Here is a 25,566-nt window from a genome sequence, read left to right as displayed (position 1 = left end):
CTTCGCTCCACCCGGCGGGCGTGGTCTACGCTGCGTAGTATTCGCCAAGTTTCACCGACCGCCCTGCGGTTCACCGACTTCATTTAGGAGGCGCCAACGTGACCGCTCGCGGGTACCGTTTGGTGGCGTTGTCAGTGGTTCTGGGTGGCGCGGCCATCCTGCTCAGCGGTTGCAGCTACCAGGAGATCTTCGGCCTGGGCTGGCCCGAGGGCATCACTCCGGAAGCCCGTCTGAACCGCGACCTGTGGGTCTGGTCGGTCATCGCGTCGTTCGTCGTCGGTGGCATCGTGTGGGCCCTGATCTTCTGGACCAGCGCCTTCCATCGCAAGAAGGACACCGACACCGAGCTGCCGCGTCAGTTCGGCTACAACATGCCGCTGGAACTGGTGCTCACCGTGGTGCCGTTCCTGATCATCTCGGTGCTGTTCTACTTCACCGTCGTCGTGCAGGAGCGGATGCTGCACAAGGACCCCAACCCCGAGGTCGTCATCGACGTCACCGCCTTCCAGTGGAACTGGAAGTTCGGGTACCAGAAGATCGAGTTCGGTGACGGCACGCTGTCCTACGACGGCGTCGACAACGAGCGCAAAGAGGCCATGGCCTCGGCGCCCGAGGGCGTCGACGAGCACGGTATCGAGCAGGTCGGCCCGATCGCGGGCAAGAACTCCGAGGACCGCACCTACCTTAACTTCGACAAGATCGAGACGATCGGCACCTCCACCGAGATCCCGATCCTGGTGCTGCCCAAGGGCAAGCGCGTCGAGTTCCAGATCGCCTCGGCCGATGTCATCCACGGGTTCTGGGTGCCCGAGTTCCTGTTCAAGCGGGACGTGCTGCCCAACCCCAAGGAGAACAACTCCGACAACATCTTCCAGGTCAGCGAGATCGAACAGACCGGCGCGTTCGTCGGCCGCTGCACGGAGATGTGCGGCACGTACCACTCGATGATGAACTTCGAGGTGCGTGTCGTGGAGCCCAACGATTTCAAGGCCTACCTGGATGCCCGGACCGACGGTCTGACCAACGCCCAGGCGCTGGAGGCCATCAACCAGGCTCCGCTGGCCACCACCACAGCGCCGTTCGACACCCGTCGTGGCGAGCAGGTCGGCGTTCCCCCGCAGGCGAGCAAGTAAGGACGACTCATGCATATTGAAGCCCGGTTGTTCGAGTTCCTGACCGCGTTCTTCCTGCTGTCATCCATCGTGTACGGCGTGCTGACCGCGATGTTCGCCACCGGCGGCATCGAGTGGGCGGGTACCACCGCCCTGGTGCTCACCACGGGTCTGACGCTGATCACCGGTACCTTCTTCCGGTTCGTCGCACGTCGTCTCGACACCCGTCCCGAGGACTACGAAGATGCCGAGATCAGCGACGGCGCCGGCGAGCTGGGCTTCTACAGCCCGCACAGCTGGTGGCCGATCCTGATCGCGCTGTCCTTCTCCACCGCCGCCGTGGGTGCCGCGCTGTGGCTGCCCTGGCTGATCGTCGCCGGCGTGTGCTTCGTGCTGGCCTCGGCCGCAGGCCTGGTGTTCGAGTACTACATCGGCCCCGAGAAGCACTGACGTTCTTCTCCCCAGGTCACAACCGTGCGTCAGTTCGCTGACGTGACGCCGTGGCGTGGTCCCCACTGTCGCCTGGTTGGGTAGGGTTGCCGAGGCAGCAGTCGAGAAGGATAGGCCGAGGTTTAGTTGCAGATGAGCGGGCCGTCAGGACCGGAGTCGCCGGGTGGGAACAAAGATCGGAAATCCCGCGCCGACGAGACCGACATCCAATCCCGGGCGTACTCCGCCCCGGAATCCGAGCAGTTCACCAGCGCTCCGTACGTGCCGCCGGATCCGGCGCTGTACGAATACGACGCCTACGCGGCCGCTGATCCCGACCAGGACGTACCCCCGAAGTGGCCGTGGGTCGTCGGCGTGGTGGCCATCGTCGCCGCTGTCGCCCTGGTCGCCTCCGTCGCCCTGCTGGTGACCAGGACCGACAACACCGGGCTGGCCAACCCGGAGACGTCGACCTCGACGTCGCCGCCCGTGCAGGACGCGATCACCACGACACCGCCCCCGCCGCCCAGCAGTGAGCCACCGCCCCCGCCGCCTCCCACCGAGGAGCCGCCGCCTCCGCCACCGGAGACCGTCACGGTGACGCAGGAGCCGGCACCACCACCACCTCCGCCGCCCAGCGAGGAGGCCCCGCCGCCGCCGGCCACCACGGAGGCGCCGCCGCCCCCGCCGACGACGACGCGGCCGCCGGGACCCCGCCAGGTGACCTACTCGGTCACCGGCACCAAGGCACCCGGCGACATCATCACCGTCACCTATATCGACGCGTCCGGGCGCAGCCGCACCCAGCGCAACGTCTACATCCCGTGGTCGCTCACCGTCACGCCGATCTCGCAGTCCGAGGTCGGTTCGGTACAGGCGTCGAGCTTGTTCTTGGTCAGCCGGCTGAACTGCTCGATCACCACAAGCGATGGCACCGTGCTGTCGTCCAACACCGGCAACGCCGCACAGACAAGTTGCTGATGCTCAAAGACACTGAATTTTCCCGACGTCCCTTATCCGGTCCCGAGAACCTGGAGCGGATCCTGCTGGGCGCCTGCGCGGTCATCTGGCTGGCCGCACTCGGCGCCGCGGTGGCCGCCACCGTGTCCCTGGTGGACATGGCCGGCGGCCGCGGCACCGTCCGCGCCGAACTGTCCGAGGCCTCCGGCTCGGAAACGCCCTGGGTGCTCTACACCGTGATCGGCATCTCGGCCGCCGTGATCGTGGTGGCGATCCCGCTGCTGGTGCGGGCCCGTCAGCAGACCAGCCACCGGCCGATCCGTGACCACACGCCGGCCGGAGGGTCGGTGGCCGAGGACATCGCCGCCGTGCCACCCCGCGACGCCCGGCGCAGGAGCACCGAACCGGCCCTGGAGACCGGCACCCGTGCCGCCGCCCAGCCCGGTGTCGTCGACGAGGTGTTCGCACGGTTCGGGCTGTCGATGGCATGCGCGATCGGAGTGGGCACGCTGGCGGTCGGCCTGGCGACCTATCTGTCCGCCAACGACGGCGGCAGTGCTGCGGTGGCGTTCTACATCATCGCCGGCATCGTCACGGTGGCCATGCCGGTGCTGCCGTGGTTCTACCTGCGCGAGCTGCGCGGGGTGCTCGGCCTGGACGCACCGGCTGCCACCTAGGGCCGCCAATCGGGTGGCGGGTCCTCGCCCACGCGTCCGTCGACGGCCTCGCGCAGTAGATCGGCGTGGCCGGTGTGGCGTCCGTATTCCTCGACGAGGTCACACACGCTGCGGCGCAGGCTGGCCCGGGATCCATCCGGCCAGGCGATGCCGACCAGTTGATCGAGACCCCCGTGCGCCAGCGCGGCCGTCAGCGTGGCCCTGGAATGCGCGACGGACCGATCCCAGAACGCATAGAGCTCAGCGGGAGTGTCGTCCGCGGCCGAGGTGAAGTCCCAGTCCGGGTCGGCGTCCCAATCGGCGTCGTCCCACGGCGCACCCATGGGCGAGCCATCGAGGCCGGGGCCGAACCGTTGGGCCTCGGCGCGTGCGAGGTGTTTGAGCAGGCCGCCGAGGGTCAGCGAGGACGCGCCGATTCTGATCGCCAGCGCGGCCGAGTCGAGCCCATCGGCCTTCCAGCGGAACGTCATTCGCAGGCGCTCCAGCGCGGCGACGAGGTGCTGCTCCTCCGTCCCGGCCAGTGGTGGTTCCCAGGGCGGATCATCGACCATGCGGGTCAGCGTACTGTTCGGCGCCGGCCGGGGTAGGGGAGTGGCGGACGAAAAAGGCCCGCGCAGCGTGCTGCGCGGGCCTTCCTCGTCGTGAACTGCTAGTGGTGCCCGTTGGATCCGTTTCGGGAACCGTTGGAACCGTGACCGTTCGAACCGTTGGTGCCCTGGCTCTCGCTGAGCACCGCGAGCGCCCGGTGCTCGGCGGCATGGGCCGCCTCGGCGAGCGCATCGTGCTCTTCGACCGGATCGGCGAACAGGAAGCTGCCGCTGCCGGGTGCGCCGCCGGATCCGAGCTTGTTCATCCGCTTGGGCAGTGCCGCGCCCTGGTACTCCAGCGGAATCGGGTGCCCGTGATCATCGACCGGGCCGAGCGGCTGGTGCAGTTCGATGTAGGCACCGTGCGGAAGCCGCGTGATGATGCCCGTCTCGATACCGTGCTCCAGCACCGCGCGGTCGCTGCGCTGCAGGCTGATCGCCCACCGGTAGGTGATGTAGTAGACGATCATGGGCAGCACCACCATGCCGATGCGGCCGATCCACGTGGTCGCGTTCAGCGAGATGTGGAACTTCAGCGCGATGATGTCGTTCATGCACATGAACGTCAGCAGGATGTAGAACGAGATCGCCGCGGCGCCCACAGCGGTACGTGTCGGGGCGTCACGCGGACGCTGCAACAGATTGTGGTGGGCGGTGTCGCCGGTGAGCTTGCGCTCCAGGAACGGGTAGACCGACAGCAGCACGAACACCAGGCCCATGCCCATGGCCACCCACACCGACTGCGGGATGGTGTGGTTGCCGATGTAGAACTCCCAGGCCGGCCACACACGCGCCAGACCGTCGGTCCACATCATGTAGAAGTCGGGCTGGCTGCCCGCCGAGATCTGCGAGGGCTTGTACGGGCCGAGCACCCAGATCGGGTTGATCTGCAGCAGGCCGCCCATGATGCCGAGCAGACCGGTGATCATGGCGAAGAACGCGCCCGACTTTACCGCGAAGACCGGCATGACGCGCACGCCGACGACGTTCTTCTCGGTCCGGCCGGGGCCGGGGAACTGGGTGTGCTTCTGGAACCACACCAGCGCCATGTGCGCGCCGATGAGTGCCAGCATGATCCCGGGGATCAGCAGGATGTGCAGGGCGTACAACCGCGGGATGATGATCTCGCCGGGGAAGTCGCCACCGAACAGCGCCCAGTGCAACCAGGTGCCGATGACCGGCATGCCGAGGGTGATCGAGGAGAACGCGGCGCGCAGGCCGGTGCCGGAGAGCAGATCGTCGGGCAGCGAGTAGCCGAAGTAACCCTCGAACATCGCCAGGATCAGCAGCAGCGAGCCGATGACCCAGTTGGCCTCGCGCGGGCGCCGGAACGCGCCGGTGAAGAAGATGCGCGCCAGGTGCACCATGATCGACGCCGCGAAGAGCAGCGCGGCCCAGTGGTGGATCTGGCGGACGAACAGACCGCCACGCACTTCGAAGCTGATCTCCAGGGCCGATTCATAGGCCCGCGACATCTGCACACCGCGCAGCGGCTGGTAAACGCCCTCGTAGGTCACGTGCGCCATCGACGGGTCGAAGAACAGCGTCAGCCACACACCCGTGATCAACAGGATGATGAAGCTGTACAGCGCGATCTCACCCAGCAGGAACGACCAGTGCGTGGGGAAGACCTTGTTCAGGATTCCGCGACGTACCGCCTCCGAGGGGTGGTACCGGGAATCGATCGCATCGCCTTGAGCGGCCGCGATATCTCCGAGCTTGGGACTCATGATTTGCGCTCCCAGAATGCCGGTCCGACGGGTTCGATGAAGTCGCCGTTCGCGACCAGATAGCCGTCCTTGTCGATGGTAATGGGCAACTGCGCCAGCGCACGTGCTGCCGGACCGAAGATCGGCCGGGCGAAGTGCAGCGCGTCGAACTGCGACTGGTGGCACGGGCACAGAATCCGGTAGGTCTGCTGCTCGTACAGCGAGGACGGGCAGCCCAGGTGCGAGCAGACCTTCGTGTACGCGAACAGTTCGCCGAAGTTGAAGCTCTCCTGGCCCTGCCGCTTGACGACCCTCTTCATGTCCTGGGTCTTGATGCGGATGAGCATGACCGGGTTACGGACACCCATCGCGACCTCGAACAGGTGGTGGCTGGATTCCACCGTGACACCGTCACCGTCGGACTCGCGCCAGGGGAACACCGTCTCCATACCGCCGGCGTCGATGTCCTCGGGACGCATCTTCACGAACGGCGATTCGCCGGGGATGCCGGTGGCGCGGGCCAGGTAGATGGTCTCGCCCTGGAAACGCGGGGTCCATCCCGAGGTCCACAGCACGGCCTTCTTGCCCTCGGCGGTCTGCACGACGGGCTTCCACGGGTTCTTGATCAACCCGCCCGCGAAGGCCACCAGGGTGCCCAGGCCGAACGCGCCGAGGCCGATGCCCATCGACAGCCCGATCAGCTTGCGCCGCTTGATGGTCGAACCCTCAAGGGCGTCGCTCAGGTTCGCGACGATGGTCTTGCGGTGGATCTCCGCCGACGAGCCGTCATGGCGATCCTGGATGGTGATCTCTTCGGGGATGAACTTCTTCTGGAAGAGCACCGCGCCGACACCGATCGCCAGGATCGACAGGCCGAACGTCAGGCCGTACAACGGGGTGGCCAGCGTGTACATCCGCTCGCCCTCGGCGCCGTAGGGGACGTACTCCCAGGGCCAGAAAAGGAAGACCAGCAGCAGCGCCAGTCCGGAGAACCCGCCGAGGAGCAGCCAGTAGGACACGGTGCGCGACGCGCGCTTCTCGGCCTTGGTGCCCTCGACCGGCCACCGCGGTTCCTTGAAGACGACCTCGACACCGTCGAGCTTGCCGCCGAGCGCGAGCAGTTCCTCGCGCGACATCTCCGCCAGTTCGGCGTCGGTCGGCTGACCCGGGACCGGACGGCCCGAGGTGTCACCGCCCTGGATATCCCCGCTCATGCGCGAGCTCCGATCCACAAGGTCATGCCGACGGCAGCCACGATCCCGATGATCCAGATGGCCATACCTTCGGTGGTGGGGCCGAATCCGCCGAGGCCGTAGCCGCCGGGATCCGGAGTGTTCGCCGCCTGCCGCACGTAGGAGACGATGTCGGCCTTCTCCTCGGGGGAGAGCTGGCGATCAGAGAACTTCGGCATGTTCTGCGGGCCGGTGAGCATGGCGGTGTAGACCTGCGCGGGCACCTTGGAGGCCTCGCCGAGGTCCGGCGCGTACTTACCGGAGGACAGGGCTCCGCCCTTGCCGGTGAAGTTGTGGCAGGAGGCGCAGTTCAGCCGGAACAGGTCGCCACCGCGGGCGACGTCACCGGACAGCAGGGACTCATCGGCGATGTGGCCGTTGGCTTCCCGGGGCACGACGGGGCCGCCGCCGTTGGCCTGGACGAAGGCGCCGAGCGCGTCGATCTGGTGCTCGTCGAAGACCGGTTCCTTGCGGGGGGCCTGGGCCTCACCGCGCATCGCGGGCATCCGGCCGGTGGAGACCTGGAAGTACACGGCGGCCTCGCCGGTGCCGATCAGGCTGGGACCACGGTCCGCGACACCCTGCAGGTTCGCGCCGTGGCAGCTGATGCACGAGGTGTCGAACAGCTGCTTGCCGGTGCGCAGCAGCGCCGACTGGGACTCGTCGGCGACCGCGACCTGAGGCGTCGGGGTCAAGGTCGCGGCGGTGACGCCGGCGACCGACAACCCGAGCAGCAGCAGGACGGCTGCGGACACGCGCCGACGCAAGCGACGTTGCTTGATCGTCTTCCCGGCTGCGCCGGACTTGCTGGTCATCGAACCCCTTCTCGTCGTCAACGGACCCATCGGCTTGCCGATCATCGGACGAAGTAGATGACGGCGAACAGGGCAATCCACACGATGTCGACGAAGTGCCAGTAATAGGACACGACGATCGCCGCGGTCRCCTGCGCAGGCGTGAACTTCGACAGCCTGGTGCGAATCAGCAAGAAGATGAAGGCGACCAGACCGCCGATGACGTGCAGGCCGTGGAAGCCGGTGGCCAGATAGAACACCGACCCGTAGGCACTGCCCGGGATGGTGGTGCCGTGGTCGACGAGGTGGATGTATTCGTAGCCCTGGCCGAGCACGAAGAACAGTCCCATGAAGAACGTCAGCACGTACCACCGGCGCAGCCCGAACACGTCGCCGCGCTCGGCGGCGAACACGCCCATCTGGCAGGTGAAGGAGGAGGCGATCAGCACCGCGGTCACCGGCACGGCGAGCCACAAGTTCAGCTCGGTCGGCTCGGGCGGCCAGGCGCCCTGCGCCTGCGCACGCGCGGTGAAGTACATCGCGAACAGTCCAGCAAAGAACATCAGCTCACTGGAAAGCCACACAATGGTGCCGACACTGACCATATTCGGTCTGTTCAGCGAATGTACGCGGGAGGTAATCGCGGTCCCCGAGGTCCCAACAGCGCTCGTCACAGAAGCAAGTATGACGCTTTGTAGTTGATTAACTCCACCCGGGTTCGTAATTGAGTTGAAACGTGTCCTGGTAGGCAGTCGTGACAGGCTCCGGACGAGTCCTGCACGGGCGATAGCATCACGGCGTGTCATCCGCTCAGAGCGCATCCGAGAGTTCGTTCACCTGGCCGCAGATCCTCGGCCTGCTGACCACCCACCAGGATCTGAAGCGTGGTCAGTCGGCGTGGGCCATGGACCAGATCATGACCGGGGCGGCGACGCCGGCGCAGATCTCCGGGTTCGCGGTCTCGATGCGGATGAAACGTCCGACGTCGGCCGAGGTCACCGAACTCGCCGACACGATGCTCAAGCATGCCCGCCGGATCCCCGACAGCGCGATCGGCACCGACGCCGTCGACATCGTGGGCACCGGGGGCGACGGGTCCAACACGGTGAACCTGTCGACGATGGCCTCGATCGTCACCGCCGCGGCCGGCGTACCGGTGATCAAGCACGGCAACCGGGCGGCCTCCTCACTGTCGGGTGGAGCGGACACCCTGGAGGCGCTCGGGGTGCGCATCGATCTGGGTCCCGACGAGGTCGCGCGCAGTGTCGCCGAGGTCGGTATCGCCTTCGCGTTCGCGCCGCAGTTCCATCCCTCCTACCGGCACGCCTCGGTGGTCCGCCGCGAGATCGGGGTGCCGACCGTCTTCAATCTGCTCGGCCCGCTGACCAATCCGGCCGCACCGCGGGCCGGCTTGTTCGGCTGCGCCTGGGGTGATCTGGCCGAGGTGATGGCCGGGGTGTTCGCCGCCCGCGGGGCCAGCGCGCTGGTGGTGCACGGCGACGACGGTCTGGACGAACTCACCACCACGACCACCAGCACCATCTGGCGGGTGCAGGCCGGCACGGTCGAGCGCCTGACCCTCGACCCCGCGGCCTTCGGGTTCCGCCGCGCCGATCTGAGCGAACTCGTCGGCGGCGATGCCGAGGCCAACGCCGCCTCGGTGCGCGCCGTGCTCAGCGGCGCCAAGGGGCCGGTGCGCGATGCGGTGGTGCTCAATGCCGCAGGCGCGATGGTCGCCCATGCCGGTCTCTCCGGTGACGCCCAGTGGGTGCCCGCCTGGCAGTCCGGCCTGGCCCGCGCCGTGGAAGCCATCGATTCCGGTGCCGCAGAACGACTTCTGGCGAACTGGGTGCGGTTCACCCAGAAGGCCGCCGGCTGACTCAGCCCGCCTGCGCGCGGGCCCGGCGCGGCCGGTGCACGCCGTACCGGTCGTCGAGTTCTCCGGCGCTGTCATCGTCGGTGTGGGCCCAGTCATGCCGTTCGGCCGCGAGTCGCGCCGACCGTGCGGTGGCGGCCCAGTCGGCCCACCGGGCCGCGGACCCGATCGGGCTGGCATAGCCCGTTTCGGCCCTGACGATGCGCACGCCCGGCCCCGCCAGCCACCGGGTGATCAACGCCGTCTCCTCCACCAGCGCGCCGCCCAGCGGGGTCTGTTGGGGCAGGATCGCCTGTGCGGCAACAGTTATGGCGTCGACGACGGGCATCGGCGGCACGCCGCGGCGGGCGCACCCGGCCGAGGCCAGCTGCCCGTGCCGGATCACGGCCAGTTCCCAGCCGCCGCGACCATCGGGCCGCGCCGCGGTCAGTTCGTCGACCGCGGCCAGCGCCTGCAGCCGCTGGCCCCGCCAGGTGACCTCCACGGCGGCCGCGGTGTGATCGCGCAACCGGGCCGCGGTCTCGTAGCGGTGCAGGCTCGCCAGCGCCTCGATCTGGCTCAGCACGGTGCCGAACGGGGCGCTGTCGACACCGTCGAGCAGATCGGCGGCCCGCTGCGGTGCGCCGGCGTACTGCGCCATGTCGGCGTCACGAGCGGCCGGGCAGGGGGAGAGCTCGCGTTCCTCGCAGGCGTGGCGCGCACTGCGGGCCAGCCGGGCGGTGCAGGTCCGTACACCGGTGCCGCGGGCCAGCACGTCGACGGCGGTGACGGCGTCCGCGCGTGAGGTGAACGGCCCGATGGCGCGGGGACTGCGTGGTGCGCGCACCACCGAGAAGCGCGGGAAGGCCTCATCGGTGAGGGTGATCCACCACCACCGGCGCGGGAACTTCGACCGGCGGTTGTACGGCGGGGCGTGCGCGGCCAGCAGCCGCAACTCGCGTACCCCTGCCTCCAGTTCGTGCGCGCACTCCACGTGGTCGACGCGGGTGGCCAGCGCCACCATCTCCTTCATCCGGGTACGCGGGTCCGCCCCGGTGAAGTACTGGCCCACCCGGCGGCGCAGGTCCACCGCGGTGCCGATGTAGAGCACCTCGTCGGCCGGGCCGCGGAACAGGTACACGCCGGGCCGCGACGGGACGCCCTGGGCCAGGTGACGCTTGCGACGCTGCGGGGCGGTGGCGTCGGGCAGATAGGCGCGCAACTCGGGATAGGTGCGCACGCCCTGGTTCCCGACGCGCTCGATGAGTCCGTGCAGCACGTCGACGGTCGCGCGGGCGTCGTCGAGGGCCCGGTGGTTCGGGGTGGTGGTGGCGGAGAACAACCGGGCGAGTGCCGAGAGCTTCACGCTGGGCGCCTCGTCGCGGGTCAGGACCCGACGCGCCAGCCGCACCGTGCACAGCACCGGCGGACGCGGCCAGTTGATGCCCAGCCGCGTCGCCGCGGCGCGCAAGAACCCGATGTCGAATCCCGCATTGTGGGCAACCAGCACCGCGCCCCTGGAGAACTCCAGGAATGCCGGCAGCACGGCGTCGATCCGCGGTGCGTCGTGAACCATCGCCGACGTGATGCCGGTCAGCTGGACGATCTGCGGCGGGATGCTGCGGCCCGGATCGACCAGGGTGGCGAGTTCGCCGAGGACGACACCGCCGCGGATCTTGACCGCGCCGATCTCGGTGATCGCGTCATGGTCATCGCCGCCGGGGGTGCTCGCGGTGGCGCGGCCTCCGGTGGTCTCCAGGTCCACCACCACGAAGGTGGTGTCGGCCAGCAGCAGATCGGCGACCGGATCGATATCGGCGAAGCTCAGCTGCTGCACACCGGTGACGGTAGGCCCCGCCTCCGACAAGTCGGGCCAGCGTGTCGTTCGTCGGCGGGCGTGTCGGTACCCGTCGTTACGGTGCGGAGGAACTGACCAGGAACGAAAGGTGACGCCGATGAATCAAGACCGGACAGATCGAGTTGAGGAGCCGTTGGACACCGGCTCGGTGGTGATCGACTGCGACGACTGCGCGGTGCGCGGACCGGGTTGCCAGGACTGCGTGGTCAGTGTGCTGCTCGGTGTGCCGGAGACTTTGCTGAACGACGAACGCGAGGCACTCGCGGTGCTCGCGGAGGTCGGGCTGGCGCCCCGGTTGCGGCTGGTTCCGATCCATCGGAATGAGCGTCCGGATGGTAGAACTGGTGTGGCATGAGGACACGCGAGTGACCTTTGGCAACGCCGGGAAGCCCGATTTTCATCCCGGGTGCCTGTTAAGTTCACGTCTCCCGTTGGACAAGCCCGATGCCGTTTCGTAACCTATTCGAGACCTGATAGCAGTTAATCGCGGCTGAAGAGCAGTTGTAAGGACGCAATATCTTGAGGCCTGATCGCACACACCGGCGTAAGAGTGTCGTCCAGCGACCCCYAGTCGGAGCGTTAGCGGCCCTGACTGTGTTCGGCGGGATCCTCGCCTCGGGCGTGCAGGCCGACCCGGCCGACGATGCACTGGCAAAGCTCAATGAGCTGTCGCATCAGGCTGAGATCGCCACCGAGAACATGCACGCCGCCCAGCTCGATCTCGATACCAAGCTGGTCGCGCAGCGCGCCGCCGAACAGAAGCACGCGGCCGACACCGCGGCGGTCGAGGCCGCCAAGGCTGATCTCGCAAAGTTCCAGACCTCCGTGGACAAGATCGCCGCCGCGCAGTACATGGGCGGCCGCACCGATGGTCTGGATTCCATGCTCACCGCGAGCTCCCCGCAGGTGCTCATCGATCAGCTCGCCGTGCAGCGCGTGATGGCCACCGAGATGTCGGCGCAGATGCAGAACTTCCGGAACACCAGCGTGCGGGCCGCGCAGGCCGAATCGGCCTCGGCCCAGTCCGCCGCCAACGCCAAGACCGCCGCCGAGCAGGCCGCCGCGGTACGCGCGGACCTGCAATCCAAGCAAAGCAAGCTGCAGGTCGAGATCGCCGTCGTCAAGTCGCAGTACGAGGTGCTGACCCCGGCCCAGCGCGAGGCGCTGGCCGCCATCCCACCGGTGCCCGCCGCGGTCCCGGCGCCGGCCCCCGAGGCGTTGCCGAACAACGATCCCGGTGTGCTGGCCGCCCCGCCCGAGGGCATCCCGCCCGGTGATGTCGCCCCGCCCGAGGCGGCGCCCGGCGCCGGCTCCGGCACGGCCGCGGTGGCCATGCAGGCCGCACTGACCCGGATCGGTTCGCCCTACTCGTGGGGCGCCGAAGGCCCCGGCGCGTTCGACTGCTCCGGTCTGGTGAAGTGGGCCTTCCAGCAGGCCGGAATCTCCCTGCCGCACTCCAGCTATGCGCAGGCCGCCGGTGGCCAGGCGGTCTCCACCGACCAGATGCAGCCCGGTGACGTCGTCTCCTATTACTCGGATGCTTCGCACGTCGGTATCTACATCGGCGATGGCATGATGGTGCATGCCTCGACCTTCGGTAAGCCCGTGGTGGTCGCCCCGGTCAACAACGCGCCGATCTACAACGTCCGTCGGTACTGAAGCGTCCGTCGGTACTGAGGGGCTGAGAGCCCTCGGCTCCGCCGCGCTCATCGCCGCGGTCCTGCTGTCGGGTTGCCAGTACGAGTCGCCGTCCGCGCCGTCGCCACAGAGTTCGACATCGAGCACTGCCACCACGACCGGCATCTCGCTGCCCGACGGGCGCACCGCACAACTGCGCGGCCTCGGCGGTGAGCGCAGCGCGCCGATGATCGACCGGATCGCGGCCGAACTGCCCGGCGCAGCGGCCGCCGTCACCGGGTTCTGGGGACCGGACTGGCCCCGCGAGATCGTGGTCGTGGTGACCGAATCCGATGAACAGTTCCGCGTATTCGCCCACGGCAGTCCCGATATCGCGGCAGCCACCACCGCCGACGGAATGGTGTTTGCCCCGGGCGCATCGGGGATGAGTGACGATGCCCTGCGGATCGTGGTGCGCCACGAACTGTTCCACTACGCGGCCCGCCCGCACACCGTCGCCGACGCGCCGCTGTGGGTCACCGAGGGCGTCGCCGATTACGTGAGCCGGCCGGCGGCCGGCTGGCCCGCCCGCGAGCAGGCCGAGGAACTCGCCCAATTGCCCACGGACGCCGATCTGCAGACCGAGGGCGCGGGCCGCTCGCTGGCCTACGACCGGGCCTGGTGGTTCAGCCGCTTCGTGGCCGAGCGGTACAAGCAGGAGACGCTGCGAGCGCTGTACGTGCGCGCCTGCGGACCCGGGCATCCCGACCCGCCCACCGCCGTCCGCGAGACACTGCACGAGGACCTCGATGCGGTGCTGGCGCAGTGGCGCCAGTGGATGACCGATCGCGTTGTCAGCCGGTAGCTAGGAGAACGATGACCCGGGTCCTGTTGGTGACCAATGACTTTCCCCCGCGCCGCGGCGGCATCCAGTCCTACCTGGAGGCCTTCGTCGGCGAACTGACCGCGGCGGGTGGCCACGAGCTGACCGTGTACGCGCCCAAGTGGAAGGGTGCCCCGGAATATGACGAACGTGCCGGTTACCGGGTGGTGCGCCACCCCACCACCCTGATGCTGCCCGAGCCGACGGTCGCCAACCGGATGCGTGCCCTGATCGCCGAGCACGATGTCGAGACGGTGTGGTTCGGCGCGGCGGCGCCGCTGGCCCTGCTGTCGCCGTTGGCCCGCAGCGCCGGGGCGTCCCGGGTGGTGGCCAGCACGCACGGCCACGAGGTCGGCTGGTCGATGCTGCCGCTGGCGCGAAATGCGCTGCGCCGCATCGGCGACGATGCCGACGTCGTCACCTACGTCAGCGGTTACACCCGGGGCCGGTTCGCCGCGGCCTTCGGCCCGCGGGCCTGCCTGGAGCGGCTCTCACCCGGGGTCGACATCGACCGCTTCGCCCCCGATTCGGTGTCGCGTGCGCGGCTGCGGGCCCGCTACGAGCTGGGGGACCGGCCGGTGGTGGTGTGCCTGTCCCGGCTGGTGCCGCGCAAGGGGCAGGACATGTTGATCCGCGCGTTCGGTCAGATCCGTGCGCGGGTGCCCGGCGCCGCGCTGGTGATCGTCGGCGGCGGACCGTACCGGGAGGATCTGGAGAAACTCGCGCAGCGCGCGGGCGTCGCCGACGACGTGCTGTTCACCGGCGGCGTCCCCGGCGAGGAACTACCGGCCCATCACGCGATGGCCGACGTGTTCGCGATGCCGTGCCGCACCCGCGGCGCGGGTCTGGACGTCGAGGGCCTGGGCATCGTGTTCCTGGAGGCCTCGGCGTGCGGCGTGCCGGTGGTGGCGGGCCGCTCCGGCGGCGCCCCGGAGACGGTGCGCGACGGTGAGACCGGCTGGGTGGTCGACGGCACCGACGTGGATGCCATCGCCACCGCCGTCAGCGATCTGCTCGCCGACCCGGCCACCGCCGCCCGGATGGGGGCGGCGGGGCGGGACTGGGTCGTGCAGAGCTGGCAGTGGCGCACCCAGGGTGCGCGACTGCAGCGGCTGCTCGGGGGCTAGGCAGTCAGGCGTAGATCGCCGCGATCTGATCGGCGAACTTCTCCGCGACCACCTTGCGCTTGACCTTCAGCGTCGGGGTGAGTTCGCCGGTGTCCTCGGTGAAGTCGACCGGCAGGATCCGGAACGTGCGGATGGCCTCGGCCTTGGACACCGCCTGGTTGGCGTCCTTGACCGCCAGTTCGACCTCGCCCTTCAGGTCCGGGTCCTCGGCCAGATCCGCCACCGACGCCGACTCGGCCTTACCGTTGCGCTGCTTCCAGCCGACGAAGGCCTCCGGATCGATGGTGATCAGCGCCGCGATGAACGGCTGCGCGTCGCCGACCGCCATCGCCTGGCTGATCAGCGGGTGCGCGCGCAGCCGGTCTTCCAGCACTGCCGGGGCGACGTTCTTGCCGCCGGCGGTGACGATGATCTCCTTCTTGCGGCCGATGATCGTCAGGAAGCCGTCCGCGTCGATCGCGCCGAGGTCACCGGTGTGGAACCAGCCGTCGGTGAACGCCGCCGCGCTGGCCTCCTCGTTGCGCCAGTAGCCGCCGAACACCACGCCGCCGCGCAGCAGCAGCTCGTCATCGTCGGCCAGCCGCATGCTGTTGCCGGGCAACAACTTCCCGACCGAGCCGACCTTGACCGCGCCCACCTGGTTGGCGGTGACCGCGGCGCTGCTCTCGGTCAGTCCATAGCCCTCGTAGATGGTCAGCCCGACACCGCGGTAGAAGTGCCCGAGCCGGGCACCCAGCGGCGCGCCGCCGGAGATCGCGGCGCGGCAGTTGCCGCCGAGCGCGGCCCGCAGCTTGCCGTAGACCAGCCTGTCGAACAGCGCGTGCTTGAGCTTCAGGACCAGCCCCGGCCCGTTGCCGTCCTGAGCCTGGCTGAACTCGATGGCGGTGTTGGCGGCGATCTCGAAGATGCGGCCCTTGCCGTCGTTGCGTGCGTTCTGCTCGGCGGTGTTGTAGACCTTCTCGAACACCCGGGGCACCGAGACCACCAGCGTCGGCTTGAACACCCCGAGCGCGGGCACGAGGTTCTTGATGTCGCTGGTGAAGCCCAGTGCCACCTTGTTGGCGAACGCGCCGATGGTGATCGCCCGGGCCAGCACGTGTGCCAGCGGCAGGAACACCAGCAACCGCTCACCCTTGCGCAGCAGCGTCGGGAAGGCCGCCTTGGCGCCGCGGATCTCGTAGAGCAGGTTGGAGTGGGTGAGCTGGCAGCCCTTGGGCAGGCCGGTGGTGCCCGAGGTGTAGATCAGCGTCGCGGGATCGTCTGCCTTGATCGCCGCCACGCGGGCATCGACCGCGGCGGCGTCCTCGGACTGCCCGGCCTTGGCCAGCACGTCGAGGGCGGCCTCGGTGGTGCTGCTCTCGATGCGCAGCACCGCGCGCACCTCGGGCAGCTGGTCGGCCAGCTGCTCCACCCGGTCGGCATGGGCATCGGTCTCGGCGATCACCAGCACCGCACCCGAATCGTTGAGCACGTGCCGGATCTGTTCGGGCGCCGACGTCTCATAGATCGGCACGGTGACCGCGCCGATGGACAGGATCGCGAAGTCGATGATCGGCCATTCGTAGCGGGTGGCCGACAGGATGGCGACCCGGTCGCCGGCCTGGACGCCCTGGGCGATCAAACCCAAAGCCGCCGAACGGATCTGGGCGGCCGCCTGGGCGCAGGTGACATCGGTCCAGGCGCCGTCGACCAGACGCTGGAAGATCACATGGTCGGGATCCTCGCGTTCATGTGCATAGACCGAGCTGACGACGGTGTCATACTCGGCGATCTCAAACGACGCCGGAACGGTGAACTCACGCACGATCTTGGCCCCTCGGGTCCTGGTTACGGGTTACTGGCGAGTAAGCCTAATGGCAGCACGTCGGCTAGGTCACAGTGCTGCCGTCCGGTATGTGAAGCTAGTGGGCGATGAACAGCGTGCAGATCGCCGATGAGACCTTTGTGTGCGCCGACCCGGCCGACGTCGGGCGGGCGGTCGCGGACCCGGCCGGCTGGCGGCGCTGGTGGCCGGATCTGCGGCTCACGGTCGTGGAGGACCGCGGTCCGGCAGGTCACCGCTGGACCGTGGCCGGCGGGTTGACCGGCACCATGGAGGTCTGGCTGCAGCCCATGATGGACGGCGTCATCCTGCACTACTTCCTGCATGCCGAGCCGGCCGGTGACCCCGCGCGGCTCGATCTGGCAAAGCTGAACCACCACCGCCGGGTGGCGGGCAAGAAGATGGCCTTCGAGATCAAGACGCGGCTGGAGGCGCAGCGCCCGGTAGGGGTCTCCCGCCTGGTCTGATGCGGCCGGCGCTCGACGGAGCGCAGGGCCTCTTGGCGTGAGGGTAGATTTCTGGGCGTGGCGGAAAAGACGGCGCAGACGATTTACATCGAGGCTGATCCCTCGACGGTGATGGACGTGATCGCCGATATCGGTTCCTACCCGGAATGGGTGGCCGAATACAAGGAAACCGAGGTGCTCGACACCGACGCCGCGGGCAACCCGAAGACGGCCCGGCTGGTGCTGGACGCCGCGGTGCTCAAGGACACCATGGTGCTGTCCTACGACTGGCCCGCCGACCGTAATTCCGTCACCTGGACCCTGGTGTCGAGCTCCCTGTTGAAGGCGCTGCAAGGCGCGTATCGGTTGTCTCCCAAGGGTTCCGGTACCGAGGTGACCTACGAGCTGTCCGTCGACCTGGTCATCCCGATGATCGGGCTGCTCAAGCGCAAGGCCGAACGCCGGTTGACCGACACCGCGCTGAAGGATCTCAAGAAGCGAGTCGAGGTGCAGTGAGCTGAGTGCCGAGCTTTCACCCGTGCCCGCCCGGGTCAGCCTGTTCGTCGGCAAGGGTGGGGTAGGCAAGTCCACGTTGGCAACCGCCACCGCTGTGCGTGACGCGCGCAGCGGTCTGCGGGTGCTCATCGTGTCCACCGACCAGGCGCATTCCACCGGCGATGTGCTCGGCGTCAGCATCGTCCCGACCGGTCGGCGTGAGCCCACCCGGGTGCTGGCCGACCTGGACACCGGGACCGGTGACGGCGGAGGCGGCTTCCTCGACGCGCTGGCGCTGGACACCCTGGCATTACTGGAGACCCGCTGGCGTGAGATCGCCGGCATTCTGGTGGAGAAGTTCCCCCAGTCCGATCTGGGAACCGTTGCCCCTGAAGAGCTTTCGGCGCTGCCCGGTATCCAGGAGGTGCTCGGGCTGCACGAGGTCGGTGAGCTCGCCGACTCTGGGCGGTGGGACCACGTGGTGGTGGACTGTGCCTCGACCGCCGACGCCCTGCGGATGCTCACCCTGCCCGCCACCTTCGGCCTCTATCTGGAGCGAGCCTGGCCCCGGCACCGCCGGCTGGCCCAACCGCCCGCCGACCTTGCCTCGGCCGCCGCGGTCACCCTGCTGGAACGTGTCGCCGGCGGCACCGAGAGCCTGACGGCCCTGCTCGCCGACGCCTCGCGGGTGAGCGCGCACCTGGTACTCACCGCCGAACGGGTGGTCGCCGCCGAGGCCGCCCGCACCCTCGGTTCCCTCGCGCTGATGGGTGTACGGGTGGCCGAGCTGCTGGTCAACCAGATTCTGGTACAAGATGATTCGTTCGAGTACCGCAACCTTCCGGCGCACCCCGCATTCGACTGGTACTCCGAGCGCATCGCCGAGCAACAGGTGGTGCTCGATGAGCTGGACACGGCCATCGGCGACGTGAAGCTGGTGCTGGTGCCGCACCTGGCGGGGGAGCCGATCGGGCCCAAGGCGCTCGGTGAACTCCTGGATGCCGCCCGGCTGCGCGACGGCTCGCCGCCGCCCGGACCGCTGCGCCCCGTGGTGGACCGCGAATCCGGAACCGGCCTCGATGCGGTGTATCGGATGCGGTTAGAGTTGCCGCAGGTCGACCCCGGTGCGCTGACACTCGGCCGGGTCGACGACGACCTCATCATCGGCTCCGGCGGGATGCGGCGACGGGTGCGGTTGGCCTCGGTACTGCGGCGCTGCGTCGTGATCGGCGCACAGTTCCGGGGCGGGGAGTTGACGGTACGTTTCAAGCCGAATTCGGAGGTGTGGCCGAAGTGAGCGAGCACTCGGACATCCCGCCGGAACTGCGCCAACTCGCCCAGGCCATCCTGGACAAACTCGATCCTGCGGTGCGGCTGGCGGCCGCCCGCGCCAGTGCCGAAGGCGCCGGACCCGGTCCGTGCCAGCAGGTGTGGTGCCCGGTCTGCGCGCTGGCCGCGCTGGTGAACGGCGAACAACATCCGCTGCTGTCGGTGATCGCCGAGCACAGCGTGGCGCTGCTGACGGTGGTCCGCGCGATGGTCGGCGACCAGGAGCCGCCTCCACCTCCACCGCCGCCCGCCGACGGCGATCGAGGGCCCAACGGATTCAGCCGCTACGAGCAGATCCCTGTGACGTTGGACGACTGACGGCTCACCGTGTGGTCGCACTCACCGACGCTGGGTACAGTTGACCCCGTCCGGCCCGGTCTCGGAGTCAGGCGCCGTTGCAGGAGGGTCCATGTTTTTCTGGTTCTACAAGTACATCTTGATGGGCCCGTTGCTGTCCCTGTTGGGCCGGCCGAAAGTGCAAGGCCTGGAGTATGTTCCGGACTCCGGAGCGGTGATCCTGGCCAGTAATCACCTGGCCGTCGCGGACAGCTTCTACCTGCCCCTGGTACTGAAGCGTCGCATCACCTTCCTGGCTAAGGCCGAGTACTTCACCGGCACCGGCCTCAAGGGCAAGCTGACCAAGTTCTTCTACTCCTCGACCGGCCAGGTGCCGATCGACCGCACCGATGCCGACTCCGCGCACGCTGCGCTGACGACGGCACAGCGAATCCTCGGTGAGGGCAAGCTGCTCGGGATGTACCCCGAGGGCACCCGCTCACCGGACGGCCGGCTGTACAAGGGCAAGACCGGCCTGGCCCGCGTCGCCCTGGAGAGCGGCATCCCGGTCATTCCCGTCGCGATGATCGGAACCGACGTCGTCAACCCGCCGGGCAGCAAGATGTGGCACTTCGGCCGCGTCGAGGTCCGGTTCGGCAAGCCGATGGATTTCAGCCGGTTCGAGGGGCTGGCCGGCAACCGGTTCATCGAGCGCGCCGTCATCGACGAGGTCATGTACGAGCTGATGCGCCTCGGCGGTCAGGAGTACGTGGATCTGTACGCCGCCGATCTCAAACTGCAGGCCGAAGAGGCCAAGGCCCCGGCCGCGGTCACCGCGAAGGCCGGCTAGGTCGTCTTCGCCGCGGGCAGCGGGTCAGCGGGCTGTTCGCCTGCGACCGTGGCCCGGGACGCGGGCACCGTGCCCGCCGCGACGATCACCGCCAGCGCCCACCACAGATAGGACCCACCGGCCAGTCGCCGCCACAGCGAGGCCGCGGTCTCCTGGTGCTCGGGCATCAGGGTGATCGGCGTCCAGATCGTCAGCGCCAGGCCGGCCAGCCCGATCAGCGTCAAAGGCAGGTGGTGCCGGCGCAGCCCGACCACCACGGTGACCACCACGGTGGGCAGCGCCCACACCCAGTGATGTGACCACGACACCGGGGACACCATGAGGCCGAACATGGCCACGCAGATCACCGCCAGCACCGCCTCATCGCTGTCGGCACCGGCACGCAGCAGCCGCAGCACCGCCCAGACGGTCAGACCCAGCACCGCGAAGCACAGCACCACCCACAGTGCGAAGCGCGCATCCTCGCCGGCGCCGAGCCGGGCCAGCATGCCGGAGATGTTCTGGTTCGTGTTCAGCGTGGCGGACCCGATGCGGTCGGTGTCGCGCAGCGTCTCGGTCCAGTACACCCACGAGTCGCGCCAGGCCAGGGCGAACCCGAGCAGGGTGGCCGCCACCGCCGACGCCGTGGTCATCAGCAGCGCGCGCACATCGCGGCGCAGCAGGAAGTACAGCAGGAAGACCGCCGGGGTCAGCTTGACCGCGATGGCCAGCCCCAGCAGCAGTCCGCGCGGCCACGGGGTGCGGCGCGGCACGCAGTCGGCGATCACCAGCGTCATCAGCACCACGTTGATCTGGCCGAACTCGAAGTTGGCCCGGATGGGTTCGACGAAGACCACCGCCGGCGCCACCAGTGCGGCGGCCAGCCAGCCGCGGCGCGCCCAGGCCGGGGCCCGCAGCGACGAGTGCTCCCACACCTGCAGGCGGGTCAGCACGATATGGGTGGAGACGATCAGCAGCACCAGCGTGGTCAGCGTGATCGCGGCACTGGCCGCGGGCAGCGACAGCCACGCGAACGGGGAGAACGCGGCGGCGGCCAGCGGCGGGTAGGTGAACGGGAGATCGAGCCCGGCCTGGGTCTGGAAGACGGTGGCGTCGTTGTAGAGCTCCGTGCCGTCCAGCCAGGCCCGCCCGCCCATCCGGTACACGTCGATATCGATGCGGTAGATGGCGTGACCGAGCAGGCGCCAACCGGCCCAACCGAGCATCGCCAGAGTCGCCAGCTGGAAAAGCCGCCACAGTATGGACAGCCGCCCAGCAGGCCCGACGGGCGTCCACCGATTCCTCATTTCGCCGACCAGCCTATCGGGGGCCGGCGACGCGATGGACGGCACACGGTGGCCGATGGCCCGGAGTGGGTGCCGACCGGCGTATCTTCTCGACCGTGCATCTGAACGTCCAGCTGGACTTCATCACCGGGGACCGCCTGCCACTACTGTGCTGCCTGATCGCATTCATCCTGACGTTCTTCGTGACGCGTCTCATCGTCCGTTACATCCGCAGCCACCCCGGTACCGACGCGCCGCGCAAATGGTGGCAACCGCGCAACATGTCCGTCGGTGGTGGCGTTCACCTGCACCACGTGGTGATCGGCGTCGTGCTGGTGATGGTGTCCGGGGTGGCCATGGTGACGCTGGCGGTCAGCGGGGGAGTCGCGGAGTTCACGGTCGCCGCAATCTTTTTCGGTGTCGGGGCGGCGCTGGTGCTCGACGAGTTCGCACTCATCCTGCACCTGCAGGACGTGTACTGGGCCGAGGACGGTCGCACCTCGGTGGACGCGGTGTTCGTCGCGATCGCCGTCGCGGGCCTGCTGATCCTCGGCTTCAACCCGCTGTCCTTCTTCGACATCAACATCTGGCGCGCCGATGACACCCTGGCGGCCAGGGCCCTGGTCGTCGTGCTGGCGGTGCTGACGCTGGCGCTGGCGGTGGTGGTGCTGCTCAAGGGCAAGGTGTGGACGGGTCTGGTGGGCATGTTCATCACCCCGCTGCTGTTCGTCGGTGCCATCCGGCTCTCCCGCCCGCACGCGCCGTGGGCCCGCTGGCGTTATACGACGCGACCCCGCAGGATGCACACAGCGCTGGAACGGGAACGCAGGTTGCGCCGGCCGGTGGTTCAGGCGAAATTGTGGGTGCAGCACGTGGTCGCGGGCGAGCCGCACTTCCCGGACGATGCCAAGGTCAACGAGGAACTGGACCGCGAGATCCACGCCGCGCCGGCGCCCGCCCCCAGCCAGGGAGTTGCTTGAGACATGCGCTTTTTCTACGACACCGAGTTCATCGACAACGGTCGCACCATCGAGCTCATCTCGATCGGGGTGGCCGCCGAGGACGGCCGCGAATACTACGCAGTGTCAAACGAATTCCCGCCGGAGCAGGCGGGCAAATGGGTCCGCACCCATGTGCTGCCGAAACTCCCGCCGCCGTCATCGCAACTGTGGCGCTCACGCAGGCAGATCCGGGAGGACCTGGAGGAGTTCTTCGGCATCGACGGTGACGAGGCGATCGAACTGTGGGCCTGGGTGGCGGCATATGACCATGTGGTGCTGTGCCAACTGTGGGGGCCGATGACCAGCCTGCCGCCGCAGATCCCCCGGTTCACCCGGGAGCTGCGGCAGTACTGGGAGGAGCGCGGCAGCCCGCGGATGCCACCGCGCCCCCGCGACACCCACGACGCACTGGTCGACGCCAAGCACAACCTGCGGCGCTTCCAGATCATGACCGAGAACGAGGACGACTACGCCCGGTGGGCCGCCGGTCGCTGATGGCTACCATGGAGCGGTGAACTGGACCGTCGACGTGCCCATCGACCAGCTGCCCGCGCTTCCGCCGCTGCCCGAGGACCTGCGCCAGCGCCTCGATTCCGCACTGGCCAAGCCGGCGCTGCAACAGCCCAGCTGGGATCCCGGTCAGGCCAAGGCGATGCGCACCGTGCTGGAGAGCGTCCCGCCGGTGACCGTGCCCTCGGAGGTCGAGAAGCYCAAGACCCAGCTGGCCGCCGTCGCCCGGGGTGAGGCGTTCCTGCTGCAGGGCGGCGACTGCGCCGAGACGTTCGTGGACAACACCGAGCCGCACATCCGCGCCAACATCCGCACCCTGCTGCAGATGGCGGTGGTGCTGACCTACGGCGCCAGCATGCCGGTGGTCAAGGTGGCCCGCATCGCGGGCCAGTACGCCAAACCGCGTTCCTCGGACACCGACGCGCTGGGCCTGAAGTCCTACCGCGGCGACATGATCAACGGGTTCGCCCCCGATGACGCCGTGCGCCAGCACGACGCGTCCCGACTGGTACGCGCGTACGCGAATGCCAGCGCGGCGATGAATTTGGTGCGCGCACTGACCTCCTCGGGCATGGCCTCGCTGCAGGCGGTGCACGACTGGAACCGCGAGTTCGTGCGCACCTCACCCGCCGGGGCCCGCTACGAGGCGCTGGCCGGTGAGATCGACCGCGGATTGCGCTTCATGACGGCCTGCGGGGTCAACGACCGCAACCTGGACACCGCCGAGATCTACGCCAGCCATGAGGCGTTGGTGCTCGACTACGAGCGCGCGATGCTGCGGATGGATTCCGGTGCCGCGCCGGACTCGACCGACGAGCCCAAGCTCTACGACCTGTCCGCGCACTACCTCTGGATCGGTGAGCGCACCCGTCAGATCGACGGCGCCCATGTGGCGCTGGCCGAGGTGATCTCGAACCCGATCGGTATCAAGATCGGCCCGACCACCTCACCGGAGCTGGCCGTCGAGTACGTGGAACGGCTGGACCCGCGCAACGAACCGGGTCGCCTGACCTTGATCAGCCGGATGGGCAACAGCAAGGTGCGCGACGTGCTGCCGCCCATCATCGAGAAGGTGCAGGCCTCCGGGCACCAGGTGATCTGGCAATGCGACCCGATGCACGGCAACACCCACGAATCGTCGACCGGCTACAAGACCCGGCACTTCGACCGCATCGTCGACGAGGTGCAGGGATTCTTCGAGGTGCACCACGCGCTGGGCACCCATCCGGGCGGCATCCACGTCGAGATCACCGGTGAGAACGTCACCGAATGTCTCGGTGGCGCACAGGACATCTCCGATTCCGATCTGGCCGGCCGCTACGAGACGGCCTGCGATCCGCGGCTGAACACCCAGCAGTCTCTGGAGCTGGCGTTCCTGGTCGCGGAGATGCTGCGCGGCTGACCCCTCACATCATCCGGCGGGTAGGAGCGCAGCGACCCGGGGTCAGATCAGAGTGGGCAGATTGTTGCCCAGCGTCCAGGCGCCCATCGCCAGCAGTCCGGCCAGGATGAGCACGATGACCACCCAGGCCGCCAGCACCCGCTTGCTGCGCTGCCGGGCCCAGTGGAACTGCTCGAGTTCGATACCGGCGAATTGCCCTGAGATGGGCTGATATTCGGGCTCGTCCTGCAATGGTTCGGGCGGTAGCGGCAGTTCGGCCGGGGTGAAGACCCGGGTGTCGCGGCGCGGGTCCGGCGGGCGCACGGCTGCGGTGGCCGGGTCCTGCAGGACCCGGCTGTGAAAAGCGGTGGCGGCGCGGTGCTGGGCCGACTGGGTGGGCGCGGGGACCCGGAATGCGGGCAGCCCCAGTTCGTCGATCACCTCGGCCAGTGCGGCGCCCAGCTCGGCGGCGTCGGCGAACCGGGCGGCCGGATCACGATCGGTGGCCCGGCCGATCAGCGCGTCGAACTGTGCGGGCACCCCGGCGATCGCCGAACTCGGCGGCGGCACATCGTTGTCCATGCGCTGGTAGGCCACCGACAGCGCGGTATCCCCGGTGAACGGGGTGCGCCCGGTGAGCAGTTCGTAGGCCAGGATGCCCACGGCGTACACATCGCTGCGCGGGTCCGAATCGCCGGAGCCGACCTGTTCGGGGGACAGGTAGGCGGCAGTGCCCAGGATGACGCTGGTCGAGGTGATCCCGGCCTCGGCGACGGCGCGCACCAGGCCGAAATCGGCGATCTTGACCTCGCCGTCGTCGGAGATCAGGACGTTTTCCGGCTTCACATCGCGGTGCACCAGCCCCGCGGCGTGTGCGACGGCCAGGCCGCGGCAGATCGGCGTCAGGACCGCGGCGACCGCGTGCGGCGGCATCGGCCCGCGTTCGCGCAGCAGCTCACGCAGGGTGCCCCCGTCGACCAGTTCCATGACCAGAAACGGCGGCTCGTCGCCGGGGGATCCGCCGCCCTGGTCGTACACCGCGACCAGCCCGTCGCCCTTCAACCGGGCCACCGCCTTGGCCTCGCGCTGGAAGCGGGTGAGGAACTGGACGTCACCGGAATAGCGGGAGTCCATCACCTTGAGCGCGACGGGCCGGTCCAGCCGGGTGTCCAGGCCGCGGTACACCGTCGACATGCCGCCGGTGGCGATCACGGCGTCGACGCGGTAGCGGCCCTCCAGCGCGGTGCCGATGAGCGGGTCGGCTCGCTGGTAGGTCTCCATCGAAGTCATGGTACGGATCTCGACGACTCCGCTTAGAATCTGTGCGGTGAGCATCCCGGCGGCCAAAGAC

25 protein-coding genes and 1 pseudogene are annotated in these 25,566 nt (G+C 68.6%); 17 read left to right on the top strand and 9 right to left on the bottom strand.

Annotated features, from left to right (window positions below):
• The first annotated feature begins 98 nt into the window (after positions 1–98).
• The 4 genes from ctaC (at position 99) to AC1DTF_RS04565 (ending at position 3,178) form a co-directional block, all read left to right on the top strand.
• Positions 99–1,133: an aa3-type cytochrome oxidase subunit II gene (gene ctaC / locus AC1DTF_RS04580; protein ID WP_057166669.1), complete on the top strand. Its 1,035-nt coding sequence runs from the start codon at positions 99–101 to the stop codon at positions 1,131–1,133.
• Between the two features lie 9 nt (positions 1,134–1,142).
• Positions 1,143–1,562 carry a cytochrome c oxidase subunit 4 gene (locus AC1DTF_RS04575; RefSeq protein ID WP_057166668.1) on the top strand — a complete coding sequence of 140 codons (420 nt, stop codon included), beginning with the start codon at positions 1,143–1,145 and terminating at the stop codon, positions 1,560–1,562.
• Positions 1,563–1,694: 132 nt separating this feature from the next.
• Positions 1,695–2,522 (top strand): MmpS family transport accessory protein, encoded by an 828-nt coding sequence (locus AC1DTF_RS04570; RefSeq protein WP_057166667.1) that lies wholly within the window; start codon positions 1,695–1,697, stop codon positions 2,520–2,522.
• Positions 2,522–3,178 carry a DUF2561 family protein gene (locus AC1DTF_RS04565; RefSeq protein ID WP_477473209.1) on the top strand — a complete coding sequence of 219 codons (657 nt, stop codon included), beginning with the start codon at positions 2,522–2,524 and terminating at the stop codon, positions 3,176–3,178. Before AC1DTF_RS04570 ends, AC1DTF_RS04565 begins: the two co-directional genes overlap by 1 nt.
• On the opposite strand, the gene AC1DTF_RS04560 is transcribed toward AC1DTF_RS04565, so the two are convergent.
• From AC1DTF_RS04560 to ctaE, 5 genes are all read right to left on the bottom strand, one after another.
• Positions 3,175–3,729 carry a mycothiol transferase gene (locus AC1DTF_RS04560; protein ID WP_057166665.1) on the bottom strand — a complete coding sequence of 185 codons (555 nt, stop codon included), beginning with the start codon at positions 3,727–3,729 and terminating at the stop codon, positions 3,175–3,177. The two genes, AC1DTF_RS04565 and AC1DTF_RS04560, sit on opposite strands and share 4 nt — an antisense overlap.
• Before the next feature lie 98 nt (positions 3,730–3,827).
• The gene (gene qcrB / locus AC1DTF_RS04555) at positions 3,828–5,495 is read right to left on the bottom strand and encodes a cytochrome bc1 complex cytochrome b subunit (RefSeq protein WP_057166664.1); all 1,668 of its coding nucleotides are present in this window, start codon (positions 5,493–5,495) and stop codon (positions 3,828–3,830) included.
• Positions 5,492–6,688 carry a cytochrome bc1 complex Rieske iron-sulfur subunit gene (qcrA, locus tag AC1DTF_RS04550; protein WP_057166663.1) on the bottom strand — a complete coding sequence of 399 codons (1,197 nt, stop codon included), beginning with the start codon at positions 6,686–6,688 and terminating at the stop codon, positions 5,492–5,494. The genes qcrB and qcrA overlap by 4 nt, the downstream gene beginning before the upstream one ends.
• A complete protein-coding gene (gene qcrC / locus AC1DTF_RS04545) occupies positions 6,685–7,521 on the bottom strand; it encodes a cytochrome bc1 complex diheme cytochrome c subunit (RefSeq protein ID WP_057166662.1) in 837 nt (278 codons plus the stop codon). The genes qcrA and qcrC overlap by 4 nt, the downstream gene beginning before the upstream one ends.
• Before the next feature lie 41 nt (positions 7,522–7,562).
• Positions 7,563–8,174 (bottom strand): aa3-type cytochrome oxidase subunit III, encoded by a 612-nt coding sequence (ctaE, locus tag AC1DTF_RS04540; RefSeq protein ID WP_477473208.1) that lies wholly within the window; start codon positions 8,172–8,174, stop codon positions 7,563–7,565.
• Between the two features lie 125 nt (positions 8,175–8,299).
• Here ctaE and trpD point away from each other — a divergent pair, with 125 nt between their 5' ends.
• A complete protein-coding gene (trpD, locus tag AC1DTF_RS04535) occupies positions 8,300–9,379 on the top strand; it encodes an anthranilate phosphoribosyltransferase (protein ID WP_057166660.1) in 1,080 nt (359 codons plus the stop codon).
• 25 nt (positions 9,380–9,404) lie between these two features.
• On the opposite strand, the pseudogene AC1DTF_RS04530 reads toward trpD, so the two are convergent.
• Positions 9,405–11,222: pseudogene (locus AC1DTF_RS04530) on the bottom strand (DEDD exonuclease domain-containing protein); the annotation flags it as partial.
• Between the two features lie 88 nt (positions 11,223–11,310).
• Here AC1DTF_RS04530 and AC1DTF_RS04525 point away from each other — a divergent pair.
• The 4 genes from AC1DTF_RS04525 to AC1DTF_RS04510 all read left to right on the top strand — a co-directional run bounded on the left by AC1DTF_RS04525 (position 11,311) and on the right by AC1DTF_RS04510 (position 14,840).
• Positions 11,311–11,568 carry a hypothetical protein gene (locus AC1DTF_RS04525; RefSeq protein ID WP_057166659.1) on the top strand — a complete coding sequence of 86 codons (258 nt, stop codon included), beginning with the start codon at positions 11,311–11,313 and terminating at the stop codon, positions 11,566–11,568.
• A 164-nt stretch (positions 11,569–11,732) separates the two neighbouring features.
• Positions 11,733–12,872 (top strand): peptidoglycan hydrolase RipC, encoded by a 1,140-nt coding sequence (ripC, locus tag AC1DTF_RS04520; RefSeq protein WP_477473207.1) that lies wholly within the window; start codon positions 11,733–11,735, stop codon positions 12,870–12,872.
• Positions 12,796–13,695 (top strand): peptidase, encoded by a 900-nt coding sequence (locus AC1DTF_RS04515; protein WP_477473206.1) that lies wholly within the window; start codon positions 12,796–12,798, stop codon positions 13,693–13,695. The genes ripC and AC1DTF_RS04515 overlap by 77 nt, the downstream gene beginning before the upstream one ends.
• 11 nt (positions 13,696–13,706) lie before the next feature.
• Complete coding sequence (locus AC1DTF_RS04510) at positions 13,707–14,840, top strand: glycosyltransferase family 4 protein (RefSeq protein ID WP_477473205.1); 1,134 nt, start codon at positions 13,707–13,709, stop codon at positions 14,838–14,840.
• Positions 14,841–14,844: 4 nt separating this feature from the next.
• On the opposite strand, the gene AC1DTF_RS04505 is transcribed toward AC1DTF_RS04510, so the two are convergent.
• Positions 14,845–16,644: an AMP-dependent synthetase/ligase gene (locus tag AC1DTF_RS04505; protein WP_477473204.1), complete on the bottom strand. Its 1,800-nt coding sequence runs from the start codon at positions 16,642–16,644 to the stop codon at positions 14,845–14,847.
• Positions 16,645–16,751: 107 nt separating this feature from the next.
• Here AC1DTF_RS04505 and AC1DTF_RS04500 point away from each other — a divergent pair, with 107 nt between their 5' ends.
• The 5 genes from AC1DTF_RS04500 (at position 16,752) to AC1DTF_RS04480 (ending at position 20,058) form a co-directional block, all read left to right on the top strand.
• A complete protein-coding gene (locus AC1DTF_RS04500) occupies positions 16,752–17,129 on the top strand; it encodes a polyketide cyclase / dehydrase and lipid transport (protein WP_057166654.1) in 378 nt (125 codons plus the stop codon).
• Between the two features lie 57 nt (positions 17,130–17,186).
• Positions 17,187–17,624: an SRPBCC family protein gene (locus tag AC1DTF_RS04495; protein ID WP_477473203.1), complete on the top strand. Its 438-nt coding sequence runs from the start codon at positions 17,187–17,189 to the stop codon at positions 17,622–17,624.
• Between the two features lie 22 nt (positions 17,625–17,646).
• Positions 17,647–18,900, top strand: coding sequence for an ArsA family ATPase (locus AC1DTF_RS04490; protein WP_477473202.1), 1,254 nt, complete (start codon positions 17,647–17,649; stop codon positions 18,898–18,900).
• Positions 18,888–19,250, top strand: coding sequence for a hypothetical protein (locus tag AC1DTF_RS04485; RefSeq protein WP_477473201.1), 363 nt, complete (start codon positions 18,888–18,890; stop codon positions 19,248–19,250). The genes AC1DTF_RS04490 and AC1DTF_RS04485 overlap by 13 nt, the downstream gene beginning before the upstream one ends.
• A 91-nt stretch (positions 19,251–19,341) precedes the next feature.
• Entirely contained in the window at positions 19,342–20,058 is a 717-nt protein-coding gene (locus tag AC1DTF_RS04480) for a lysophospholipid acyltransferase family protein (RefSeq protein ID WP_057166650.1), read from the top strand.
• On the opposite strand, the gene AC1DTF_RS04475 is transcribed toward AC1DTF_RS04480, so the two are convergent.
• Positions 20,055–21,344 (bottom strand): glycosyltransferase 87 family protein, encoded by a 1,290-nt coding sequence (locus AC1DTF_RS04475; RefSeq protein WP_477473200.1) that lies wholly within the window; start codon positions 21,342–21,344, stop codon positions 20,055–20,057. The two genes, AC1DTF_RS04480 and AC1DTF_RS04475, sit on opposite strands and share 4 nt — an antisense overlap.
• A gap of 95 nt (positions 21,345–21,439) precedes the next feature.
• On the opposite strand from AC1DTF_RS04475, the gene AC1DTF_RS04470 reads away from it, so the two are divergent.
• From AC1DTF_RS04470 to AC1DTF_RS04460, 3 genes are read left to right on the top strand one after another with little or no spacing between them, the layout of a single operon-like run.
• A complete protein-coding gene (locus AC1DTF_RS04470; protein ID WP_477473199.1) occupies positions 21,440–22,303 on the top strand; it encodes a hypothetical protein in 864 nt (287 codons plus the stop codon).
• Positions 22,304–22,306: 3 nt separating this feature from the next.
• Complete coding sequence (locus AC1DTF_RS04465) at positions 22,307–22,819, top strand: polyadenylate-specific 3'-exoribonuclease AS (protein ID WP_057166649.1); 513 nt, start codon at positions 22,307–22,309, stop codon at positions 22,817–22,819.
• A gap of 16 nt (positions 22,820–22,835) precedes the next feature.
• Entirely contained in the window at positions 22,836–24,236 is a 1,401-nt protein-coding gene (locus AC1DTF_RS04460; protein WP_477473198.1) for a class II 3-deoxy-7-phosphoheptulonate synthase, read from the top strand.
• Between the two features lie 42 nt (positions 24,237–24,278).
• Here AC1DTF_RS04460 and AC1DTF_RS04455 read toward each other — a convergent pair whose 3' ends face one another.
• Entirely contained in the window at positions 24,279–25,505 is a 1,227-nt protein-coding gene (locus tag AC1DTF_RS04455) for a protein kinase domain-containing protein (RefSeq protein ID WP_477473197.1), read from the bottom strand.
• Positions 25,506–25,566: the final 61 nt, after the last annotated feature.

This window comes from Mycobacterium sp. P4_H6 (assembly GCF_056400845.1).
The sequence above is the reverse complement of the archived record's forward strand: the minus strand, read 5'-3'. Positions and strand labels throughout refer to the sequence as shown.